The 19,311-nt window shown below is 68.6% G+C and carries 16 protein-coding genes and 1 tRNA gene; 6 read left to right on the plus strand and 11 right to left on the minus strand.

The genetic code is table 11. The features are described from left to right. Nucleotides 1-140: 140 nt before the first annotated feature. Nucleotides 141-1,139: a site-specific tyrosine recombinase XerD gene (gene xerD, locus VD997_13725; GenBank protein ID HYE63051.1), complete on the plus strand. Its 999-nt coding sequence runs from the start codon at nucleotides 141-143 to the stop codon at nucleotides 1,137-1,139. Between the two features lie 2 nt (nucleotides 1,140-1,141). On the opposite strand, the gene VD997_13730 is transcribed toward xerD, so the two are convergent. Beyond that, a complete protein-coding gene (locus tag VD997_13730) occupies nucleotides 1,142-1,765 on the minus strand; it encodes a hypothetical protein (GenBank protein HYE63052.1) in 624 nt (207 codons plus the stop codon). Nucleotides 1,766-1,954: 189 nt separating this feature from the next. Between VD997_13730 and VD997_13735 the strand changes: the two genes are divergently transcribed. Beyond that, nucleotides 1,955-3,085 carry a citrate/2-methylcitrate synthase gene (locus tag VD997_13735; GenBank protein HYE63053.1) on the plus strand — a complete coding sequence of 377 codons (1,131 nt, stop codon included), beginning with the start codon at nucleotides 1,955-1,957 and terminating at the stop codon, nucleotides 3,083-3,085. Nucleotides 3,086-3,218: 133 nt separating this feature from the next. Here VD997_13735 and VD997_13740 read toward each other — a convergent pair whose 3' ends face one another. After that, nucleotides 3,219-4,169, minus strand: coding sequence for a M48 family metallopeptidase (locus VD997_13740; protein HYE63054.1), 951 nt, complete (start codon nucleotides 4,167-4,169; stop codon nucleotides 3,219-3,221). A gap of 73 nt (nucleotides 4,170-4,242) precedes the next feature. Between VD997_13740 and ubiE the strand changes: the two genes are divergently transcribed. The 3 genes from ubiE (at nucleotide 4,243) to VD997_13755 (ending at nucleotide 7,298) form a co-directional block, all read left to right on the plus strand. Beyond that, nucleotides 4,243-5,037 carry a bifunctional demethylmenaquinone methyltransferase/2-methoxy-6-polyprenyl-1,4-benzoquinol methylase UbiE gene (gene ubiE, locus VD997_13745; protein HYE63055.1) on the plus strand — a complete coding sequence of 265 codons (795 nt, stop codon included), beginning with the start codon at nucleotides 4,243-4,245 and terminating at the stop codon, nucleotides 5,035-5,037. Nucleotides 5,038-5,249: 212 nt separating this feature from the next. Further along, nucleotides 5,250-5,957, plus strand: a complete 708-nt coding sequence (locus tag VD997_13750) for a cobalamin-dependent protein (GenBank protein ID HYE63056.1) — start codon at nucleotides 5,250-5,252, stop codon at nucleotides 5,955-5,957. Between the two features lie 183 nt (nucleotides 5,958-6,140). Continuing rightward, a complete protein-coding gene (locus VD997_13755) occupies nucleotides 6,141-7,298 on the plus strand; it encodes a DVUA0089 family protein (protein HYE63057.1) in 1,158 nt (385 codons plus the stop codon). 70 nt (nucleotides 7,299-7,368) lie between these two features. Here VD997_13755 and VD997_13760 read toward each other — a convergent pair. Further along, nucleotides 7,369-7,449, minus strand: a tRNA-Cys gene (locus tag VD997_13760). Between the two features lie 160 nt (nucleotides 7,450-7,609). Between VD997_13760 and VD997_13765 the strand changes: the two genes are divergently transcribed. After that, nucleotides 7,610-8,587 carry a hypothetical protein gene (locus VD997_13765; protein HYE63058.1) on the plus strand — a complete coding sequence of 326 codons (978 nt, stop codon included), beginning with the start codon at nucleotides 7,610-7,612 and terminating at the stop codon, nucleotides 8,585-8,587. A gap of 69 nt (nucleotides 8,588-8,656) precedes the next feature. Here VD997_13765 and VD997_13770 read toward each other — a convergent pair whose 3' ends face one another. The 8 genes from VD997_13770 to VD997_13805 all read right to left on the minus strand — a co-directional run bounded on the left by VD997_13770 (nucleotide 8,657) and on the right by VD997_13805 (nucleotide 19,278). Continuing rightward, nucleotides 8,657-9,988 (minus strand): complex I subunit 1 family protein, encoded by a 1,332-nt coding sequence (locus VD997_13770; protein ID HYE63059.1) that lies wholly within the window; start codon nucleotides 9,986-9,988, stop codon nucleotides 8,657-8,659. A gap of 160 nt (nucleotides 9,989-10,148) precedes the next feature. Then, the gene (locus VD997_13775) at nucleotides 10,149-12,209 is read right to left on the minus strand and encodes a glycosyltransferase family 4 protein (GenBank protein HYE63060.1); all 2,061 of its coding nucleotides are present in this window, start codon (nucleotides 12,207-12,209) and stop codon (nucleotides 10,149-10,151) included. A 1-nt stretch (nucleotide 12,210) separates the two neighbouring features. Next, nucleotides 12,211-13,731, minus strand: a complete 1,521-nt coding sequence (locus VD997_13780; protein ID HYE63061.1) for a hypothetical protein — start codon at nucleotides 13,729-13,731, stop codon at nucleotides 12,211-12,213. 48 nt (nucleotides 13,732-13,779) lie between these two features. Beyond that, nucleotides 13,780-15,003 (minus strand): hypothetical protein, encoded by a 1,224-nt coding sequence (locus tag VD997_13785; protein HYE63062.1) that lies wholly within the window; start codon nucleotides 15,001-15,003, stop codon nucleotides 13,780-13,782. 9 nt (nucleotides 15,004-15,012) lie between these two features. Further along, nucleotides 15,013-16,158: a methyltransferase domain-containing protein gene (locus VD997_13790; GenBank protein HYE63063.1), complete on the minus strand. Its 1,146-nt coding sequence runs from the start codon at nucleotides 16,156-16,158 to the stop codon at nucleotides 15,013-15,015. Then, on the minus strand, nucleotides 16,159-17,544 hold the full coding sequence (locus VD997_13795; protein HYE63064.1) for an ABC transporter ATP-binding protein: 1,386 nt from the start codon (nucleotides 17,542-17,544) through the stop codon (nucleotides 16,159-16,161). Next, the gene (locus VD997_13800) at nucleotides 17,534-18,415 is read right to left on the minus strand and encodes an ABC transporter permease (protein HYE63065.1); all 882 of its coding nucleotides are present in this window, start codon (nucleotides 18,413-18,415) and stop codon (nucleotides 17,534-17,536) included. Before VD997_13800 ends, VD997_13795 begins: the two co-directional genes overlap by 11 nt. Nucleotides 18,416-18,504: 89 nt before the next feature. Continuing rightward, nucleotides 18,505-19,278: an NRDE family protein gene (locus tag VD997_13805; GenBank protein ID HYE63066.1), complete on the minus strand. Its 774-nt coding sequence runs from the start codon at nucleotides 19,276-19,278 to the stop codon at nucleotides 18,505-18,507. Between the last annotated feature and the right edge of the window lie 33 nt (nucleotides 19,279-19,311).

Consider the following 19,311-nt stretch of genomic DNA (forward strand, 5'->3'; position numbering starts at 1 on the left):
AGAACCCCTGAGTTTCCCCAAGCCCCGGCTCCTCGCGAGCCGGGGCTTTTCATTGACCCTCATTTGATGCCTTGGTGCCTCATGCCTTGATGCCTCTCTTCCAATCGACCCGTTCGACCCGATCTGCCGATGATGCGGCTGTGAGCGCACCCGCCCCACTGCCCCCCTCCGCCCGGCGCCGCAAGGGCGAGCCGCGCCCCGCCCTGCCTGACCACTTTGCGAAGCTCGTCGCCCACTTCATGGGGTTCCTCCGGGTGGAGTGCGGCCTCTCACAGAACACCCTCGACGCCTACGGGCGCGACCTCTACGACCTCCTGATGGACATGCACGAGAAGGGCGTCGGCGAGCTGCCCGCTATCTCCTCGCGCCACGTCTCCACCCACATCGCCGAGCTCAAAAGCAAGCGGCTGATGGAGGGCAGCTCGGTCATCCGCCACCTCGCGGCCATCAAGGTCTTCTTCCGCTGGGCCCTCTCCACCGGCCTCATCACAAAGGACCCCACCGAAGTCCTCGACCGCCCCACGCGCTGGAAGAAGCTGCCCGATGTGCTCTCGCCAAAGCAGGTCGCGGCATTGCTCGCCGCCCCCAAGCCGGAGTCACGCCCGAAGATGCCCGGCCAGGAGGATGTGCCCCTCTGGCTGCGCGACAAGGCGCTTCTGGAGCTGCTCTACGCCAGCGGCCTGCGCGCCTCCGAGGTCGCCGGCCTCACGCTCAACGAGCTGCACACCACCCTCGGCGTCGTCCGCGTCACCGGCAAAGGCAACAAGCAGCGGCTGGTGCCGATGGGCGCCCCCGCACGCGAGGCCGTGGAGCGCTACCTCGACGAGTGCCGCCCCAGGCTCGACCGCGCCGACGGGCGCGACAAGGGTCGCGTGCTGCTCTCACGCACCGGCCGTCCGCTCGAGCGCGTGGCCGTGTGGCAGATCGTCAAACGCTGCGCCCTTGAGGCCGGCCTCCGCGACGTGCACCCCCACACGCTCCGCCACAGCTTCGCCACCCACCTGCTCATCGGCGGCGCCGACCTCCGCGTCGTGCAGGAGATGCTCGGGCATGCGGATATTGCGACGACGCAGATCTACACCCACGTCGACCGCTCACGCCTCAAGCAGGTGCACGCGAAGCACCACCCCAGGGCGTGACCTCACTCTCTGTCCGCCCCCTGCACCGCTAGACAAAAATCCTCGATCATCTGCACGTCCTTCACCCCCGGCGCGTGCTCCACGCCCGCGCACGCCTCCACCGCCCACGGCCGCACCGCCAGGATCGCCTCCCCCACGTTCTGCGGCGTCAGCCCGCCGGTCAGGATGATCGGCTTGCGGATATTTTCGATGTGCGGCGTCAGCCGTGCCCAGTCGAACGCCCCCGGCCCGGGCGCCTGCACCATCACCGCGCAGACCTCCTCCACCTCATCCCACCGCGCCAGGTCCCGCGCGAACGTCGCCTCGTCATACCGAACCAGCTTGATGACGTCCGGCCCGCACGTCCGCACAAGCTGCACGTCCTCATCACCCGCGAACTTCGTGTAGATCGTCGGGCACGCCTCCTCCGCATCCACGAACTGGTCCACCGTCGGGTCGCAGAACTCCCCCACCGACGCCAGCAGCGGCGGCATCACGCTCATGATGTCGTACGCCGCGGCGGGGTCGATCGCCCGCGGGCTCATGGGCGTGAACACGAAGCCGATGGCGTCCGCCCCCGCGTCCGCGGCGATGAACGCCTGCTCCTCCTCGGTGATGCCGCAGACGGTGATGCGTGTGCGGGCCATGGCTCGCCTCCAAAGGCGGATCCTAGCCGCGCCCGGTAATTTGCACGGTTCACAGAGCCTTCACTGTCGCGGCGACGGGCGGGAAAGACACCCGGGGGAACCCACTCTATAGTCTGCCCCCCGGCGGCCCCCCATGGCGGGACCGACCCGCCGGTCCACACCGATCCAGCACCACAAGGGTGATACCAGATGGCAGCGTTTTCCAAGGGCCTCGAGGGCGTCGTTGCAGCCGAAACCCGGATGTCGTTCATCGATGGCGAGAAGGGCGTGCTCGAGTACGTCGGCATCCCCATCGGCGAGCTCGCCAGCAACTCCACCTTCGAGGAGACCGTCTTCCTCCTCTGGAACACCCGCCTCCCCAAGCGCGAGGAGCTGACCGCCTTCAACAGCGCGATCCGCGGTCGCTACGAGATGCCCGCCAAGATCGAGTCGCTTCTCACCGCCATGCCCATGGACGCCCAGCCCATGCACGTCATGCGCACGCTGGTCTCCGCCATGGGCCTGATCGACCCCGAGCCCAACGCCACCGACCTCGCCAAGGTCCGTGACAAGGCCCTCACCATGCTCGCGGTCACCCCCACCATCCTCGCGGCCTTCCACCGCCACCGCCAAGGCAAGCCGATCGTGCGGCCCGACAAGGGCCTGTCCATCGCCGAGAACTTCCTCTACATGCTTAACGGCGCCAAGCCCACGCCCGCGATGGCCAAGGCCCTGGACGTGTGCCTTGTCCTGCACACCGACCACGGCTTCAACAACTCGACCTTCGCCGCCCGCGTCGTCATCTCCACAATGAGCGACCTCTACTCGGCCCTCACCGCGGCCGTGGGCTCCCTCCGCGGCCCGCTGCACGGCGGCGCCAACGAAGAGGTCATGGTCATGCTCAACCAGATTCCCAACGTCGACGCGGCGGAGAAGTTCGTGCTCGACAAGCTCTCCAAGAAGGAGAAGATCCCGGGCTTCGGGCACCGCGTGTACAAGGCGTACGACCCGCGCGCCAGCCACCTCAAGGGCCTCGCCAAGCAGCTCGCGCAGGACACCGGCAACATGGACCTGTTCGACAAGTCCACCCGCATCGAGAAGACGATGGAGGGCGCCGTCGCCGCCAAGGGCATCTACCCCAACGTCGACTTCTACTCCGCCACCACGTACCACTGCATCGGCCTGCCCCTGGACCTCTTCACGCCCATGTTTGTCGTCGGGCGCGTCGGCGGCTGGTCGGCCCACGTCCTCGAGCAGCTCGCCGACAACCGCCTCTTCCGCCCCGCCGCGGCCTACGTCGGCCCGCACGACGTGCGCTACACGCCGATGGACAAGCGGTAAAGCGCTCTCGTGCCATCGAGATGTCCTCATCTCGATGCTCTCCTGCCACAACAACTGATTCACGAAAAAGGCCCTGCACGTCGCAGGGCCTTTTGCATGCCTCAACTCTTCACCCGCTTACCTCTTCGCCACTTCAGTCCTTCGCCTGCGCGTGCTCCGCATCCTCGCGGCAGTGCGCACACCACAGCACCGGATCACCCAGGTCCCCGAAGCTCGCCTTGCTCGCACCCGCGTCGCTCCGCCGCACGCCCTTCAGCTTCGACAGCATCCGCCGCTGGTACGCATCCGCGCCAAGCTCCAGCTTCGTCAGGCTGCTGCTGTAGTTGCTGCTCAGCTGCTCCTTGATGTTCGCCACACGCGTGTCCGGGTACGGGTGGGTGGAGAAGAACTCGACACCCCGGTTTCCCTCCATCGCCGCCGCCAGCACATCCATCACCCCCAGCAGCGCCTCGGGGTCGTACCCGGCCTTGGCCATGTACCGCATGCCCAGCGAGTCCGCCTCCAGCTCCTGCTTGCGGCTGAACCGCAGCAGCACGCTCTGCTGCCCCAGCTGGATCAGCGTGGGCGTCAGCTGCCCACCGATGCCCGCCTTGCTCTCCAGCAGCGAGCCCGCGAGCTCTCCGCCCACCGACGCCACCTGCTCGCGCACCACCTGATCGTTGATGTGCCGCGCGGTCACGTGCCCGATCTCGTGCCCCAGCACGCCTGCGAACTGCGCCTCGTTCTTCAGCTGCGCCGCCAGCCCCCGCGAGAAGAACACCTTGCCCCCCGGCAGCGCAAACGCGTTGATGATGTCCGAGTCCAGCATCGTGAACTCCCACGGCAGCTTCGGGTTGTCCCCCTCCGTGCCGCGGGCGAGCTTCTGGCCGATCTCGGTCGTGTACGCCTGCACCGACGCGTCGCCGTACTTCCCGCCGTACTGCTGCACCACCTGCGGCGTGGACTGCACGCCCAGCGCGATCTCCTGCTCGGGGCTGATGGCGTTGAACTGGCTGCGGCCGGTGGCCGGGTTGGTGCTGCACGACGCGAGGGGGAGCACGCTCAGAGCAACCAGAGCCGCCGCGGGGGTCTTCTTCAGTCGCATACGCAAGTCTCCATAAGGCGACACCCGCGTGGGCGGGGCCGAGAGAACCATACCACTCACCTACCATGACTTCATGAGTGCGGAGTTCAGGAACGGCTCAGGACAGCGGAACGGCGAGGCTGTGGCCTGGACCGACCCCGAACTCACCAACCCGCACCAGTCGGCCGAGAAGGCCGCCAAGGTCCGTGGGATGTTCGGTGCCATCGCCGGCAGCTACGACCTCAACAACCGCGTCCACTCCCTCTGGCAGGACCAGCGCTGGCGCCGCGCCGGCGTCCGCGCCGCCTCCGTCAAACCCGGCGACGAGGTGCTCGACGTCGCCTGCGGCACCGGCGACCTCACGCAGCTCTTCGCCCGCACCCACGCCAAGCGCGTCATCGGCCTGGACTTCACCCCCGCGATGCTCGAGGTCGCCCGCGAGAAACTACCCGGCGAACGCGCCGAAGTGGCCAGCAAGGTGCAGTACATGGAGGGCGACGCCATGGCGCTGCCCTTCGACAACGCCACCTTCGACGTCGTCTCTATCGGGTTCGGCATCCGCAACGTGAGCGAGCCGCCGAAGGCCATCGCCGAGTTTGCCCGCGTGCTCCGCCCCGGCGGGCGTCTCGTCATTCTGGAGTTCGCCCAGCCCCGCAATCCGCTCATGCGGTGGTTCAACGGCCTGTATTGCGCCCGCATCATGCCCCGCACCGCCACCGTCATCAGCGGCGACAAGACCGGGGCCTACAAGTACCTGCCCGCCTCCGTGGGCACCTTCTGGACGCCCCGCCAGATGCAGGAAGCCCTTGAGCACGCGGGCTTTAGGGACGTCACCGCCCGCCCCATGACGATGGGCATCTGCGTGTGTTACCGGGCCCTCAGGCCCTGATCGGCCCCTCTGCCCGACGCGCAGATAACGCCGAACGTTTCCGGACCTGAAATCGAACCTGCGCAAATGGGGGTCACTTTCCCGCGTGCAGCCGAGGCGCGGCCGATAGCAGGACCGCACCTGCGGCACGTTGGCCGCACCGGCAAGGATGCCGGGACTCACGCAAGGCGACCGGTGGAACCGGCTTCTCACGCATCCATCGGGAGTGACACATGAGCCAGGAAGTGCTTGTCGAGCGTCTGTTCGAAACCCTCATCGCCGGTGACCGTCAGGCCGCCCGGGCCCTCGTGCAGGAGACCATCAGCCAGGGCGTCTCCGCCGAGACCATCCTCGCCGACCTCTTCTGGCCGGCCCACGAAACCATCGAGAAGCTCCACAAGTCCGACCAGATGACCGCCGTCACCTACCAGATGGCCACCCGCCTCCTTCGGATGCTGGTTGACCAGCAGGCCGCCCGCCTCAAGGTGCCCACGATCCGCGAGCGGACCGTCTTCGCGGCCTGCGGCCCCAGCCAGGGGGAGGAGCTCGCCGGCCAGATGGCCGTGGACATGCTCGAGGCGAACGGCTTCGACGTGACCTTTACCGGCGGGGGCATCCCCGCCGACGAGATCATGGCCGAGGTGCAGGCCCGCCGCCCGGACATCCTGCTGCTGTTCGCCTCCGCGGCGAGCGACCTGCCCGGCATCCGCCGCATCATCAACAACCTCCGCGAGAACGGGGCGTGCGCCAACACCCGCATCCTGGTGGGCGGCGGCGTCTTCAACCGCGCCGACGGCCTCGCCGAGGAGATGGGCGCCGACCTCTGGGCCTACAGCCCCTCGGACGTGGTGGACCTGCTCATCAACGACCCCGTCGGGCGCGGCGAGGAGCTGCGCGAGGTTGCCTCCCCCGCCCGCAAGCGGAAGACCCGCGCCGCCTGAACGTCCGATACCTGTGCCGCGATCCAAGGCCCCACGGGGCCTTTTTCGTTGCGCACACACCGTTTTTGTTGAAACCGGCACGGGTCCGGAGTGCAATGTACGGAGAGCCGCGGGTGTTCTCCCGCGGATCTGTCTGTCCATGTAGAGGGGTGATTTCGCCCTGGAGAGGGTCGGAGGATGTCCATGCGTTTGAAGGTTGCAACGGCGTTCGTGTTGTGTGCGGCAGCGGTGGCCCAGGCCTCCCCCCGTGAGAGCCTGACTTTTACCAACGTGATCAGCGATGGCCTGGAGAATGCCGCCACCAACTCGGTGATCACCCAGACCCTGGTGGGCGGCTACACGGTCAGCAAGGTCCGCGTGGTTGGCACGCTCACCTCCGTCAACCTCGCCACTTACGAGAGCGAGGCGATCTTCAAGATCACCCCTCCCGGCGGCGAACCCGTGTACGTGCAGATGTCCGGCGCCGATGACGAGTTCACGACGATCAACTTCGACGCGACGCTGTACCTGCCCGCGCCGATCGCCAACTCCACGGGCGCGTGGGAGGTCCGGTTCTTCGAGACCTACGACGACGCCGGCCAGGACGCCCGCTGGGACAATCTGACCGTCACTCTCGACGACGAGCCCGTCGGCCACATCGAGCAAGGCGACTCCGGTGACCTGCCCGCGACCGCGCAGGTGCCCGCCGGCAGCGGCACGCTGTACACCATCTTCGGCAGCATCGGCCCCGGCATCGAAGACCTGTACAAGATCCAGATCTGCGACCCCGCCAACTTCGTGGTCACCACGGTCGGCGGCACGGGCCTGGACACCCGCCTGTTCATCTTCGACACCGCCGGCAACGGCGTGCTCTATAACGACGACTACGAGGCCAGCGCCACCGAGTACTACTACCAGTCCCGCATCCACAACACCGGCGTGCTCACCGCGGGCGAGTACTACGTGGGCGTCAGCGTGTTCCAGCGCATGGCCCGCAACAGCACCGGTCAGGACATGTGGCTCAACCTCCCGTACGAGGCCGTGCGGGCGCCCGACGGCCCCGGCGCCGCCAGCCCCCTCGCGGCCTGGGGCGGCACCGCCTTTGAGACCACCGGCGAGTACGTGCTCAGCCTGACCGGCGCCTGCTTCATCCCCACCGGCCCGGTGTGCGGCCCGCAGGACTTCAACGGCGACGGCGACAGCGGCACCGACCAGGACATCGAGGCCTTCTTCGCCTGCCTCGGCGGCTCCTGCTGCGACACCTGCTACGCCGGCGGCGCCGACTTCAATGGTGACGGCGACACCGGCACCGACCAGGACATCGAGTCCTTCTTCCGCGTGCTCGGCGGCAACCCCTGCTGAGTTGACCTGACAGCCAGCTCCAAAAACCACAGAACCCAGGGACCGCGGTCCCTGGGTTCTTTCTTTTCAAAGGCCGGGGTGGGATTCGAACCCACGAAGCTTGCGCAACGGATTTGCAATCCGTCCCATTTGACCACTCTGGCACCCGGCCGGGCGGCGGGCCCGACCGGCCCGCAGGGCGAAGAATAGGGGTGCAGGCGCTGGTTGGCGAGTTTCGCCGCCCGCCGAACCCGGGTACGGTGTGCGGGTGCGGGGTCTTGGTCGCTCATGCGACCCCTGAACGGAGTGGCTCGATGCGGGCAGGATGCGTGATGGCGGCGGCAGGACTCCTCGTCATTCTCTCCGCGCCAGTGCTCGCGCAGGCCACCGGCGAGCCGGCGGCGCGCGAGCCGCTGCCCATCATCGAACGGGGCAACGAGCCCGTTGAGCCGATCAAGCCCGTCCCCGCACAGCGCAGCGTGCCGACGGTCCGCACGCCGGACGCAAAGGACCTCCCCAACGGCGCCGCCGCGCTCCCCGCCGGAGCAAAGCTCGCCGAGGGCACCTTCCTCCCCTCCCGCCGCGGCCGCCTCCTCAGAGCCCGCACCGGCGATGTGATCTTTGTGCCCGCCAAAGGCGAGCAGGAACGCGACCTCCCCGCCCTGGTGCTGATGCCCAGCGAAAGGCTCACGCAAATCGAGAGCGCCATGGCCACCGAGGGCTTCAAGGGTGACGCCAACGTCGGCGGGCAGGTCTTCGTTTACCGTGGGCGCGAGTATCTGCTGCCCTCGACCTTCGCCATCGCCGCGTCCGAGGAACCAAAGCCGACCGCTCCGCCCGAGGCCAAGAAGACCGCGCCCGCACCCGCGCCCGTTGACGACACCGACCCCCGCGCCGAGGACCTCATCCGCGAGCTCGAATCACAGCGCTCCAGCTCCCGCGCCCTCGAGCCCAACCCCACGCCGCAGCCGACCACCGAAGCTGCCCCGCAGCAGGCCGCGCCTGAAACCAGGCCCGTCCTCGCCGAGGGCACCGTCATGACCTTCCGGCGCGGCCGCCTCATCCGCCTGCCCGGCGCCGGCGGCCGCATCGCCTTCGCGCTCGACAACGACCCCAACAGCCCCGCTCCCGCGCCCATGGTCATCCAGGCGTGCAGCCAGCTCGAGCGCATGGAGTCGCTGGTGGCCGCGCATGCCGACTCCCTCGCCGTCAAGGTCAGCGGGCGGGTGCTGACGCACGCGGGCAAGAACTACCTGCTACCGACGATGGTGCAGGCCACCCGCGGCGGCGAAGTCATACCGATGCAGTGAGCCGGGGTTCTGCGAAGACGAAACACGACCGTCAGAGCACGGTCGTGGCAGGTTCGAATCATCAACAACTCAGCCCGCGTGCTCCTGCAGCGCGGCCGGCTCCGTCGGGGCCGTGCTCACGCGCTCACCGGGCATGGGGCTGAACCGTGAGCCGTACAGCGGGATCTTGCGGTTCGCCGGCCCCCGCGAGAACAGCGGCGCCGCCGCCAGCACCAGGACGATGATCCCAACGTTCGCCAGCAGCATCGCCACCGTGCTCGTGTAGCCCAGGTAGACCAGCACGCTGATCGCCACCACCAGCGCCAGCGCGGTGGGGATCACCAGCTGCCACGCCATCGTCATGATCTGGTCGTACCGCAGGCGGGGGATCGTCCAGCGGATCAGCATCATGAACGCGATCAGCAGGATCACCTTCCCGAAGAACACCAGGAACTTGACCAGCGCCGGCCCGAAGCCCACCACCGCGTCCGGGCTCGTCCACCCGCCGTCCCACAGCCCGCCCCACGGCGAAAGCTGGTACCCGCCCAGGAACAGCATCGCGAAGAACGCCGAGCTCGTCACCATGTGCGAGTACTCGGCCAGGAAGAACAGCGCAAACCGCATCGCGCTGTACTCGGTGTGGTAGCCGCCGACGAGCTCCTGCTCCGCCTCGGCGTTGTCGAAGGGCGCCCGGTTCGCTTCCGCCAGGATCGCGATGAAGAACAGCAGCGCTCCGAGCGGCTGGCTGAAGATCAGCCAACCATGCGTCGCCTGGTGCCGCAGGATCGTCTCGGGGTACACCGAGCCCACCAGCAGCAGCGTCGCGAGCAGGGCCAGCCCGAGCGGGATCTCGTAGGAGATCATCTGGGCCGTGGCACGCAGGCCGCCCAGGAACGAGTACTTGTTGTTGCTCGCCCACCCGCCAAGCGCCACGCCGTACACCCCCAGCGACGCGACCGCGAGCAGGTACACGATGCCGATGTTGATGTTCGCGCCCGACACCTGCACCAGCCCGCCGGGGATCGTCATGTTGATCAGCGGAATCGTGAAGTCCCCCACCATCCACGACCCGCCCCACGGGATGATGATGAACCCGATCAGCGCCGGCACGATGATGATGCCCGGGGCCAGCGTGAACATCACCTTGTCCACGCGGTTGGGCGTGTAGTCCTCCTTAAGGATGAACTTGAGCCCGTCCGCCAGCGACTGCCCCAGCCCCAGCGCCCCCTTCAGCTTCCCCAGCTGCGGGATGCCGAAGTCGAACCCCACGCGGTTGGGCCCGATGCGGTCCTGGATGTAGGCGGAGATCTTCCGCTCGAGGTAGATGAGGTAGGCGCAGGTCACCAGGATCACGTGGACCACGATGATGTTGGTGACAACGGAAACGATGAGCTGCGCCGTGAGCCAGCTGGGGGCTTGCATAGGGCGGAACTGTATCGGGGCGGGGGGGTTCTGTCACCCTTGGGAAACCCCACCGCGGAGCAACGCGGAGGGGGCCGAGTTCCGCGGCATGCGACGTGGGGAAAGCAGGCCTGAACCCGAAGGGCGCGAAGGGGAGCGAGGGTGCGAAGAGAGAGACGGGTCAGGACTTCCTGGCGTTTGGCCGCGCCCGCTTGGCCAGCTTCTTGATCGCCATCTTGGCGAGCAGGCTGCCGCCGAGCTCATCCGCCATCTGAATCTTCTGGTGCGTCGTGGGCGGGTGGGCCTGCGGAGCCGCCGCCGCCCTCGCGTGCATCAGCCCCGCGAGGTGCGCCAGACGCTCGCCGAAGGGCTCCCCGAACCGCATGATGAGGGCCTGGAGTTCCGCCGGGTTCGCCGGCGCCGCCTGCTCCTGAACTTGCAGCAGCGCCTCCGGCAGCAGCGTGCCGTGCCCATGCCGCCCAACCGCCGACCACACCAGCCCCGTGTGCCCCAGCGCCCCAAGGCTCGAGTCCAGCAGCTCGCCCAGCAGCACCCCCGGCTCGGTCCGCACAAGCACCCGCGCCACCGACTCCCCATGCTCGAAGGGGTGGAGCTCGGGCGCGGTGTCCGTCGTCAGCGGCCTCACCGCGCCGCCGCTGCTCAGCCACGTGCCGGCGAACGCCGCGCCCGAGCGCGACAGCGCCCGCACGCACCGCTCCAGCCACTCGGGCGCCGGCTCATCGCCCGCCTGCAGCACCGCCAGCGCCGACGCCGTCACCGCATCCGACGGATCAACCGCCTCACCCGCCGCGTCCGTGATCGTCCACGCCCGCCCCAGCCACCGCACAACCCCCACCGCGCCGACCGCATCAGCCTCCGCCGGCGAGAAGCACAGCACCCGCCCCGGCTGCGCCGTCTGCGCCCTCAGCGCCGGCAGCACGGGCCACGCCCCCCGCGCCGAGCCATCCCCCAGCACCACCACCAGCGGCTCGACCTCACACCGACGCGTCCCCAACGGCCGCAGCGCCCGCGGCGAGTCATAAAACCCGCCGATCCCCTCCTCCGCCACCGCGTACGGCCTGCACAGCCCCTCCCGCAGCACCCCATCATCGATCAGCCGCGCCATCGCCTCCACCAGCCCCCGCGTCGTGCCGTCGTACACCAGCGCGTTCTTCCCGTGCGTGAAGAAGTCCCCGAACGCCGGCAGGTCGTTGATGACCACCGGCACACCCGCGTCGTACACCTCGTGCAGCGCGTAGCAGAACGATTCGACACGATTCGGAAACACCGCGAACAGCGCATCATTCAGCCGCTCGGCAATCTCCGCATGCGGCAGCTGCCCCAGAAAGTTGAACCGCCCCCGCAGCCCCGCCGGTATCAGCGTCCGCAGGTACGCCGTGTAGCTCCCGGGCACGCTCTGGCCGACGCTGTCGTACCCGATCAGATCAACCGTGAACTGGAGGCCCGGCCGCTGCTTCATCAGCATCACGCACGCGTTCACCAGCTGGTCCACACCCTTGAGGTGGAACATCCGCCCGATGAACGCGATCGAGAACGCCCCGTCCCCCCCACTCACGCTCGGCCTCCGCGTCACCCGCGGGAAAGCCTGCTTCGGCGGGCTGCTCACGACCACCCGCTCTGGTTCGATGCCGTAGTGCTCCCGGTAATACCGCTCGTAGTACGTGCGGCTGGGCGCCAGCACCGCCTCCGCCAGCGCCAGCCCCCGCCGCTCCAGGCCGTGCATCAGGTACCGGTCGCGGTCGCGCACCGCCCCCTGCCCGTCCCGATCCAGCACCTCCAGCGAACCGTGCAGACGAGCCCCCAGCACCGGCCCAGGCCCGCCCGCCTCCGGCGCGTACAACCGGTTCACCAGCGCGTAGTACCCGGCCCCGCAGTACTCAAACAGCTCGACGAAGTCGACCCGCTCCCGCTCCAGCAGCCGCGCGATCGCCCAGGCGAACTGGTAGCTCTTCCACTGGAACACGCACTCGAACGCGCCCTGCCTGAGCGGGATCTCCGCGCACAGCTCCTCCACGCGGTACGCCCGCACGCGCTCCGGGTGCGGGAACCGCCCCACGTGCTCGCTCAGCAGCCGCGCGAACGCGTCCGCCGGAACGTCAAGCAGGAACACGACCTCGTGATCGGCCCGCAGCAGCGCCTCCGCCGCGTGGTGGATGAGCACGCCAGCCCCGCCGATGGTCGTGGGGTGCAGCTCGTAGGAAACGAAGCACGTGGTCGGCACGCTACGCGGGTTCCCCACGCAGGAAACGCCGCACAAGCTCCTGCGCGTGGGCATTGTACTGCGGCGCATGCCGCGCCCACTCTGCAATGATCGCCTCCCGCTCCTCGATCGCGCGCACCGCGTACCGCGCGATCACCTCGGGCCGGTCCGGGTACGGCACCACCAGCCGCTCGTGCAGGAACGCGTTGTCCTCGAACAGGTGGCAGCAGGGCCCGATCAGGCACGGCACCCCCAGCTGCATCGACTCCAGCGGCAGCATCGGGCTGCACTCCGCGCTCGTCACGTACAGGCTCACGTGCGTCTGGCGGATCCGCTGCTCCAGCTCCGCCTTGGGGATCGTTGTCTCGCTGCAGAACCCGCGGCTCAGCCGCAGCTGCTTCGCCAGCTCGTCGCACTGCTTGCCCAGCCCCGCGCTGTGCAGCACCGCCCCGGGGATAACCGCCGCCGCGGCCAGAATCGGGTTCGCGCTCTTGTTCGTCACCCCCGAGAACCACACGCCCACGTGCCGGCCATCACCCTCAACACGCGGCGGCGGCAGCACCTCCCCAGGCACATAGTTCACCAGGTGCCGCGACGGGATGCCCGCCGCCCGCAGCACCTCCTCCGCCCCCTTCTTCACCGTCACGAACTCGCGGATCAGCCCCTCCCTCGCGGCGTCCGCCCACATCGTGAAGATCGAGTACGTGTACCGGTCGCTCAGCTGCGTGAAGTTGCCGTGGAACACCAGGTCAAACCGCAGCGACTCATCCCGCCGCCGCAGCGCCTGCATGAGACGGAAGTGCGCCTCGTCGCCACCCGAGAAGATCACGTGCCGCGCCCCCGCCTCCAGCAGCGTCTCCGCGTGCCGCTCCAGGTCCTCATCCCTCAGATCGCTGGGCCACTCATCCGGCGTGTTGGGCACCGGGTAGCACCGCTCGAACAGCGTGCGCGTCGAGTGCGAAACCCCCAGCCACCGCGGCGTGTGCACCGCCACCACCGTCTGCTTCAGCCGGCGCGTCTCCTCCATGAACGCCTTCTGGAACTCCGTCGCCGGCGGGATCGGCCTCGTCCGCGCGCCCTCGTGCATCGGCGTCCGCGCCGGCAGGATGGTGCACACCCCCTCGCCGGGCGGCAGGTCGATCATCTCCTCGCGCCCGTTCAGGCTCACCCGCAGACGCGCCGGGTTGCAGTTGTGCCGGATGATCACCGCGGGCTCGCCCGACACCTGCGCCCTGAGCGTCGCCCCCGCGGGCAGCCGCAGCACCTTCCCGTACGCCCCGCCGTGGCAGTCGTGCAGCCGCCCCTCGGGCGCATCGATCACCAGCCACGGCAGCGAGGGCTCGTGCGGGCGCGAGTGGATCGACTGGATCGTGACCTCGCCCTGCGCCCCCTCCACCCGCAGCGTCAGGCGGTTCTTCGACCCGTGCTTTAGCCAGCTCGCCAGCGACAGCAGCCCCGTGCGGCGCGCGAGCATGCCCAGCCTGAACTCCGATGAGCGGCCCAGCGTTTCCAGCCCGAACTTTGATTCTGCAAGGCGGTCCAAACAGTCACCCCAGTTCGCACGCGGCCACGTCCTGCGCCGCGCTAGACCTTACGCCGCGCCCACGGGCTCGGGTGCGGCCACTTTCGCCTGCGCGGTGGTCGCGGTCGTTTTCGCGGACGCTGGCCGCGGCACCATCGGCGTGCGCCCGGGGTACACGATCAGGTCCACCGGCTCCTGGTTCCGCAGGTTGATGATCTCGCTGCGCCCGTTGAACGTGACCTGCACCCGCGTGCTGCCCACGTGCGTCATGAACCGCACCGCCGGGTCGCTGGTGGTGCGCACCCTCAGCTCGCCGGGCGCGCCGCCCTCGTCCTGACGGCTGTGCATGTAGCACGTCCCGTGCGCGGAGAACTTCGACTCCACCGCCTTGAACCCGCTGGTCCGCACGTACTCCCACGGCAGCGCCGGCTCCGACGCGTGCGCATGCACACTCAGCACCCACGCCTCCGCGCTCCTGCCGCCGTCCAGCGGCAGCGGCCTGATCGTCAGCAGGTTGCGGTCCCCCAGCTTCCACTCCACCAGCCGCCGCACCAGCGGGTGCTCCCGCACGCGCCTGGCGAAGCGGTAGCTCCCGCTCTTCTTGAGGAACTCGAGCTCAAACCGCTGCTCCTCGATCCGGCGTGCGATCACGCTGAGCTCGAGGTCGTCGGCGCCGCTCGTCTGGCTCGCGTACGTCGCGGCCTGCGAAAACAGCGATTCCCGCAGGTTCCTGGGATCGTTCTTCGACAGGATGAAGCTGCCGTAGTCCCGCCCGATGTAGTCCTTGAACAGCGCGTGCCGGCACAGGCCAAAGGGCACGAAGTCCGCGGGGTCCCAGCTGCTCAGGTGCCGCTCGAACTCGTTGCCGTACGCGTCCCCCTGCGGGTGCTCCTCGCCGATGGGGATGTTCACCAGCACGTAGTCCGAGTGCTCAAGGCTGTAGCTCAGCAGCTCGTGCGCCTTCTCCTTGGTGAAGTGCTCCAGCACGTCGCCGTAGATCGTCACGCTCCACGGCCCCGGCAGCGTCGGAATGAGCTTGGCCGCGTCGCCCAGGTGGATCTGGTTGTAGAACTGGTGGTGGTAATCGGTGATGCTCTTGGGGAACGCCTCCACGCCCTCCACGTGCACCTGCCACTGGTCGCGGAACACGCGGCTGAACCACACATCGCAGAACTCGCGGACGATCATCCCCCACCGCCCGAAGCCCACGCCGATATCCAGCACGCGCCGCGGCTCGATCTTCATCAGCGCGTCGATGCAGAAGGGAATCTGCTGCCAGTTGCTCGTGCCCAAACGACCTCCTCAAACGCCCTGGTCACGCGGCGTGCCCGCCCCTTCCAGGGTTCGTGAAACCTGCTCGATGAACCGCCGCCGCTGGTCTAGCAGCTGCATGACGTGCGCCCGGTCTGCCTCCCAGCCCGCCTGCACGCGGGCGAGAAGGTTCTGCAGCGCGGAAACCTCGGCCAGGGCCGCGTCGCGCGCCGCGGACATCTCCGCGTACTGCCCTCGCAGGGCCTGGTTCTCGCCCTCGAGGTACCGCTTCCGCCCCTGCTCGGTCTCCAGCGATGACTTCGTGAGGGCAAGCTCGCTGCTTGTAGCTGCCAGCTTCCTCGTGGTCTCTGCCAGCTGCACCGTTTGCGCCGCGATCGTCGCGTCCTTGGTCGCCGCGCTGCCGTCGAGTGCGGTAAACCCCGCGTCGATGTCGCGCTCCAGCCGCCGGTACATCGCGATCATCTGCTCGGGCCACGTCCACACCGGCGGCTGCCCCACGACAACGCGGAACGGCGTGTGGCACTCGTACCCCCGTGCCAGCACCTCGCACTCGCGCCCCAGCCTCCGGTACGACGCCGGCAGGTCGTGCCGCCAGCAGCCGCTGTGCTCCCCGCTCACCAGCGGGAAGTCGGGGCTCGTCTCCAGGTGCAGCACCTGCCCGCGGCTGACCCGCAGCATCTCCGACAGAATCCCCTCGAGGTGCTCGGGCCGCACGTGCACCAGCACCTCCGCCGAGTACACGATGTCGAACGCGCCATCCTCGAACGGCAGCCGGCCCGTGGGCAGGCCGATGTGGATGTGCTCATCGAACCATCCGCGCTCGGCCCAGCGCAGGGCTCCCTCCGCCATCGAGCGGCTCTGGTCGTAGCCGTGGATGTCGGTGTTGGGCAGCTTGGAAAGGTTCCGCAGGTGCCGACCCACGCCGCACCCGAACTCCAGCACGCGCAGCGGGCGCGCCTCCCTCGCCGCCATCGCGCTCGCGTGGTGCTCGATGTACGACGTGAGCATCAGCTCCTGGATGTGGTACAGCACCATCCGCGTCTTGCGAAGGTCGTAGTGCTCCACCCACTCGTGGCCGTGGTCGCGCCAGTACTGGTAGTTGGGGTCCACGCGCGGGCGCTCGCCGGCGCCTTGGCCGCTGCTGCTCTGCCCGGGCTGGATCGCGGCCTCCCCCACTTACGCGTCCCCCGCGGCCGGCCCCACGCCCTTCCACTCCACGCTCACCGGCTGGTGGAACTTGTAGTGCACCGGCCGCTCGGGGTTGGGCACCACCACGAACCCTGCGCAGCCGTCGACCTGATCAAAGAGCACCACGTCCGAATAGTCCTTGCGCGAAACCCGTGTTACCGCCAGGCAGATGCCGTAGTTCCCCGCCCGCAGGCGGTTCTCGAAGGTGAATCGTACCACAAGCCGCCCGTCGGGCCGAACCGCGGGCGCCGAGACCTTCTCATCGAACGTCGTCGTGCCCATCACGTCCACGCCCGTCATGTCCCGCACCAGGAAACTCACCGACAGGTCCTTCGCCTCGATCTGGCTGTGAAGCACCGCCTCGATCGTGACCGCGTCCCCCAGCTCGAACGCGCGGCAGGGCTCGCCCGCCGCCGAGAGCACCTCGACCTTCTCGATCTGCACGTGCCCCGTGCCGTACCGCAGCTGCCCCTTCACCTGCGAAGCGACGCGGACCGGTCCACCCAGGCCAGCCTCGGTCTTCAGCGCCTCCTGGTTGGTGCTCTCGCGGATGTGGCTGAGGTAGAGGTCCGTCGCCCGCTCCGCCGGGCCGTAGTACACCGTCTGCCCGTGGTTGAGGAACAGCCCCTTCTGGCAGATGCTCCGCACCGCATCGGGCGAGTGGCTCACGAACAACATCGTCAGCCCGTTGTCGCGCAGCTGCCGCAGGCGTGCCACGCACTTCTGCTGGAACCCGATGTCCCCCACCGCCAGGATCTCGTCCACAATCATCAGGTCAGGGTCGACGCTGAACGCCACCGCGAACGCCAGCCGCGCCGCCATGCCGCTGCTGTACGTCTTGATCGGCTGCTCGAGGAACTCGCCGATGTCCGCGAACGCGGCGATGTTGTCAAACCGCGCATCCATCTCCGCTCGGGTGATGCCGAGGATCGCTCCGCCCAGGTACACGTTCTCGCGCCCGGTGAACTCGGGGTTGAACCCCGCGCCCAGCTCCAGCATGGCCGCGACGCGCCCGCGCACCGCCACCTCGCCGATGGTCGGCGACATCGTCCCCGCGATGATCTGCAGCAGCGTGCTCTTGCCCGCGCCGTTGCGGCCCAGAATGCCCACCGCCTCCCCCCGCAGCACCTCGAACGACACGCCCTTGAGGGCCCAGAAGTCGCGGTAGTACTTCTTCCGCCGCCAGCGCAGCAGCGCCTGCTTCAGCCGATCCTGCGGCCGGTCGTACACGTGGTACAGCTTCCCCACATCCCGCACCGCGATGACCGGCTGCTCCTGCTCGCTGCGCCCCAGCATCGGCGCGTGCACGGCCTGCGGCTTCGCCTCCACCTGCGAAGTCTGCACCGCGGGCTCGGCCAGCGTCTCAGAGGACATCCGCAAACCCCCGCTTGCTCTTCATGAACCACGCGTAGCCCAGCTGCATCACGCACAGCCCCAGCGCCATCGCCAGCCCCAGCCCCCGCCAATCGGGCGCCTGCCCGTACAGCACCACCTGCCGCGCCGCGTTCACAACCACGCCGATTGGGTTGAGGTCCGCCAGCCACGCCCACTTCCCCAGGTCCGCGGGCCTGTAGAAGATCGGCGTCAGGAAGAACAGCAGCTGCCCCACCACGATCGCCACGATGTTCCCCACATCGCGCACGAACACCGCGAGCGACGCGATGAACCACGCCAGCCCAAGCCCCAGCGCCAGCAGCGGCAGCACCACCACAGGCAGCAGCAGAACCGTCCAGTACACCTTCGGGTAGAACACCAGCGTCCCCACCAGCGTCAACGTCAGCCCGAACGCGCTGAACATCAGCGCGCTCAGCAGCGCCGACACCGGCAGCACCTCCAGCGGGAACACCACCTTCTTCACGTAGTTGGGGTTGTCCAGCACCAGCCCCGCCGAGCGCACCACGCTCTCACTGAACACCCCGTACACCGTCAGCCCCAGGAACAGCATCACCGCGTACTGGCTGCGCGTCTCGGTCACCAGCCCGCCCAGCCCATCGGGCACCTGGTGCAGCGTCCGCCCGCTGAACACGAAGTTGAAGATGAACGTGTACACCGCCAGCAGGACCAGCGGGAACAGCAGCGCCCAGAACAGGCCCAGGTACGTCCCCCGGTGCCGCGCCAGGAAGTACCGCACCGCGAACTGGCGGATCAGGTCACGCCGGCCCCACAGGTTGGCCCACATCGAAACCGGATTCAGCAGCGCGGGGATCGAGGCCGGCCGGGCTGTCCGCAGGACCAGTTCGGTCATGCCTCGCTCACTCCACAGGCACGCCCGGCGGAGCGAGGCCCATAGCCTGACACCCACCAAACGCGCCGAGACTCCCCAGTGAGCAGAGTTTAGCGCTCGTGCGCGATGACCGCCAGCGGCGTCCCGTGCGAGCGCTTCTGCACCGACGCGTCAGCGATCGGCCTGTAGATCATGCGGATGCTCGGCTCCTCCACCGGCCCGCCCACCTCCACCGTCGTGATCGACACCGTCCGCGCTTCCTTGCGCGACATCATCACGCTGACATCCTCATGCCCCGGCCAGGTGTGCAGATGGAACCGGTCCTGCACCGCGGGCGTCGGCAGCACCGCCAGCAGCCGCTTGAACATCTCCAGCCGAGGGCCCACCACTTTGTCCCCCAGCCCCGAACTCACGAAGCACACCGGGAACCGCGGGTGCCGGTGCGTGGTCAGGTGCTGCCGGTCCCACCGGCACTCCCACAGCCCCTCCTCGTGCTCGGTCGGGCGCGGCGCCACAATGAGCCGGAACGGCGCGAACAGCGACAGGTCCGTCCGCCGCAAAGACTCCAGCAGGTGCGCCGTCGTCGGCGCCTCCACCAACCGCGGGATCAGCTGCCCGCGCGAGATCAAGCCCTCCGGCAAACGCGGCGGCGGCTCCAGGTTCAGGTTCAGCACGCACAGCACCAGCCCCGTGCTGCTGGCCGCGATCCACGTGCCGCCGCCCACCGGGTCCGTCGGCCAGATCGCCCGCGTGCCCCCGCTCAACTCTCTCCACCGCGGCGCCAGCGCCTCAGGCCGCGTCCGCAGCTCGTCGCGGTTCATGACCACGCGCAGCCCCGGCGGGTTGCCCGCGCTCTCGGTCGTGATGAAGGTCAGCGTGCACATGCCAGTGTCTTCGCTCGCTGAAGGTGATTGGTG

The organism is Phycisphaerales bacterium (assembly GCA_035627955.1).
Taxonomy (GTDB): Bacteria; Planctomycetota; Phycisphaerae; order Phycisphaerales; family UBA1924; genus JAEYTB01.

What these genes read in the sequence shown, in the direction of transcription:
- VD997_13770 (HYE63059.1), bottom strand. Translation starts at nt 9,988, where the DNA reads ATGCAAGCCCCCAGCTGGCTCACGGCGCAGCTCATCGTTTCCGTTGTC.
- VD997_13805 (HYE63066.1), bottom strand. Translation starts at nt 19,278, where the DNA reads ATGTGCACGCTGACCTTCATCACGACCGAGAGCGCGGGCAACCCGCCG.
- VD997_13795 (HYE63064.1), bottom strand. Translation starts at nt 17,544, where the DNA reads ATGTCCTCTGAGACGCTGGCCGAGCCCGCGGTGCAGACTTCGCAGGTG.
- VD997_13750 (HYE63056.1), top strand. Translation starts at nt 5,250, where the DNA reads ATGAGCCAGGAAGTGCTTGTCGAGCGTCTGTTCGAAACCCTCATCGCC.
- VD997_13765 (HYE63058.1), top strand. Translation starts at nt 7,610, where the DNA reads ATGGCGGCGGCAGGACTCCTCGTCATTCTCTCCGCGCCAGTGCTCGCG.
- VD997_13730 (HYE63052.1), bottom strand. Translation starts at nt 1,765, where the DNA reads ATGGCCCGCACACGCATCACCGTCTGCGGCATCACCGAGGAGGAGCAG.
- VD997_13735 (HYE63053.1), top strand. Translation starts at nt 1,955, where the DNA reads ATGGCAGCGTTTTCCAAGGGCCTCGAGGGCGTCGTTGCAGCCGAAACC.
- VD997_13740 (HYE63054.1), bottom strand. Translation starts at nt 4,169, where the DNA reads ATGCGACTGAAGAAGACCCCCGCGGCGGCTCTGGTTGCTCTGAGCGTG.
- ubiE (HYE63055.1), top strand. Translation starts at nt 4,243, where the DNA reads ATGAGTGCGGAGTTCAGGAACGGCTCAGGACAGCGGAACGGCGAGGCT.
- VD997_13755 (HYE63057.1), top strand. Translation starts at nt 6,141, where the DNA reads ATGCGTTTGAAGGTTGCAACGGCGTTCGTGTTGTGTGCGGCAGCGGTG.
- VD997_13800 (HYE63065.1), bottom strand. Translation starts at nt 18,415, where the DNA reads ATGACCGAACTGGTCCTGCGGACAGCCCGGCCGGCCTCGATCCCCGCG.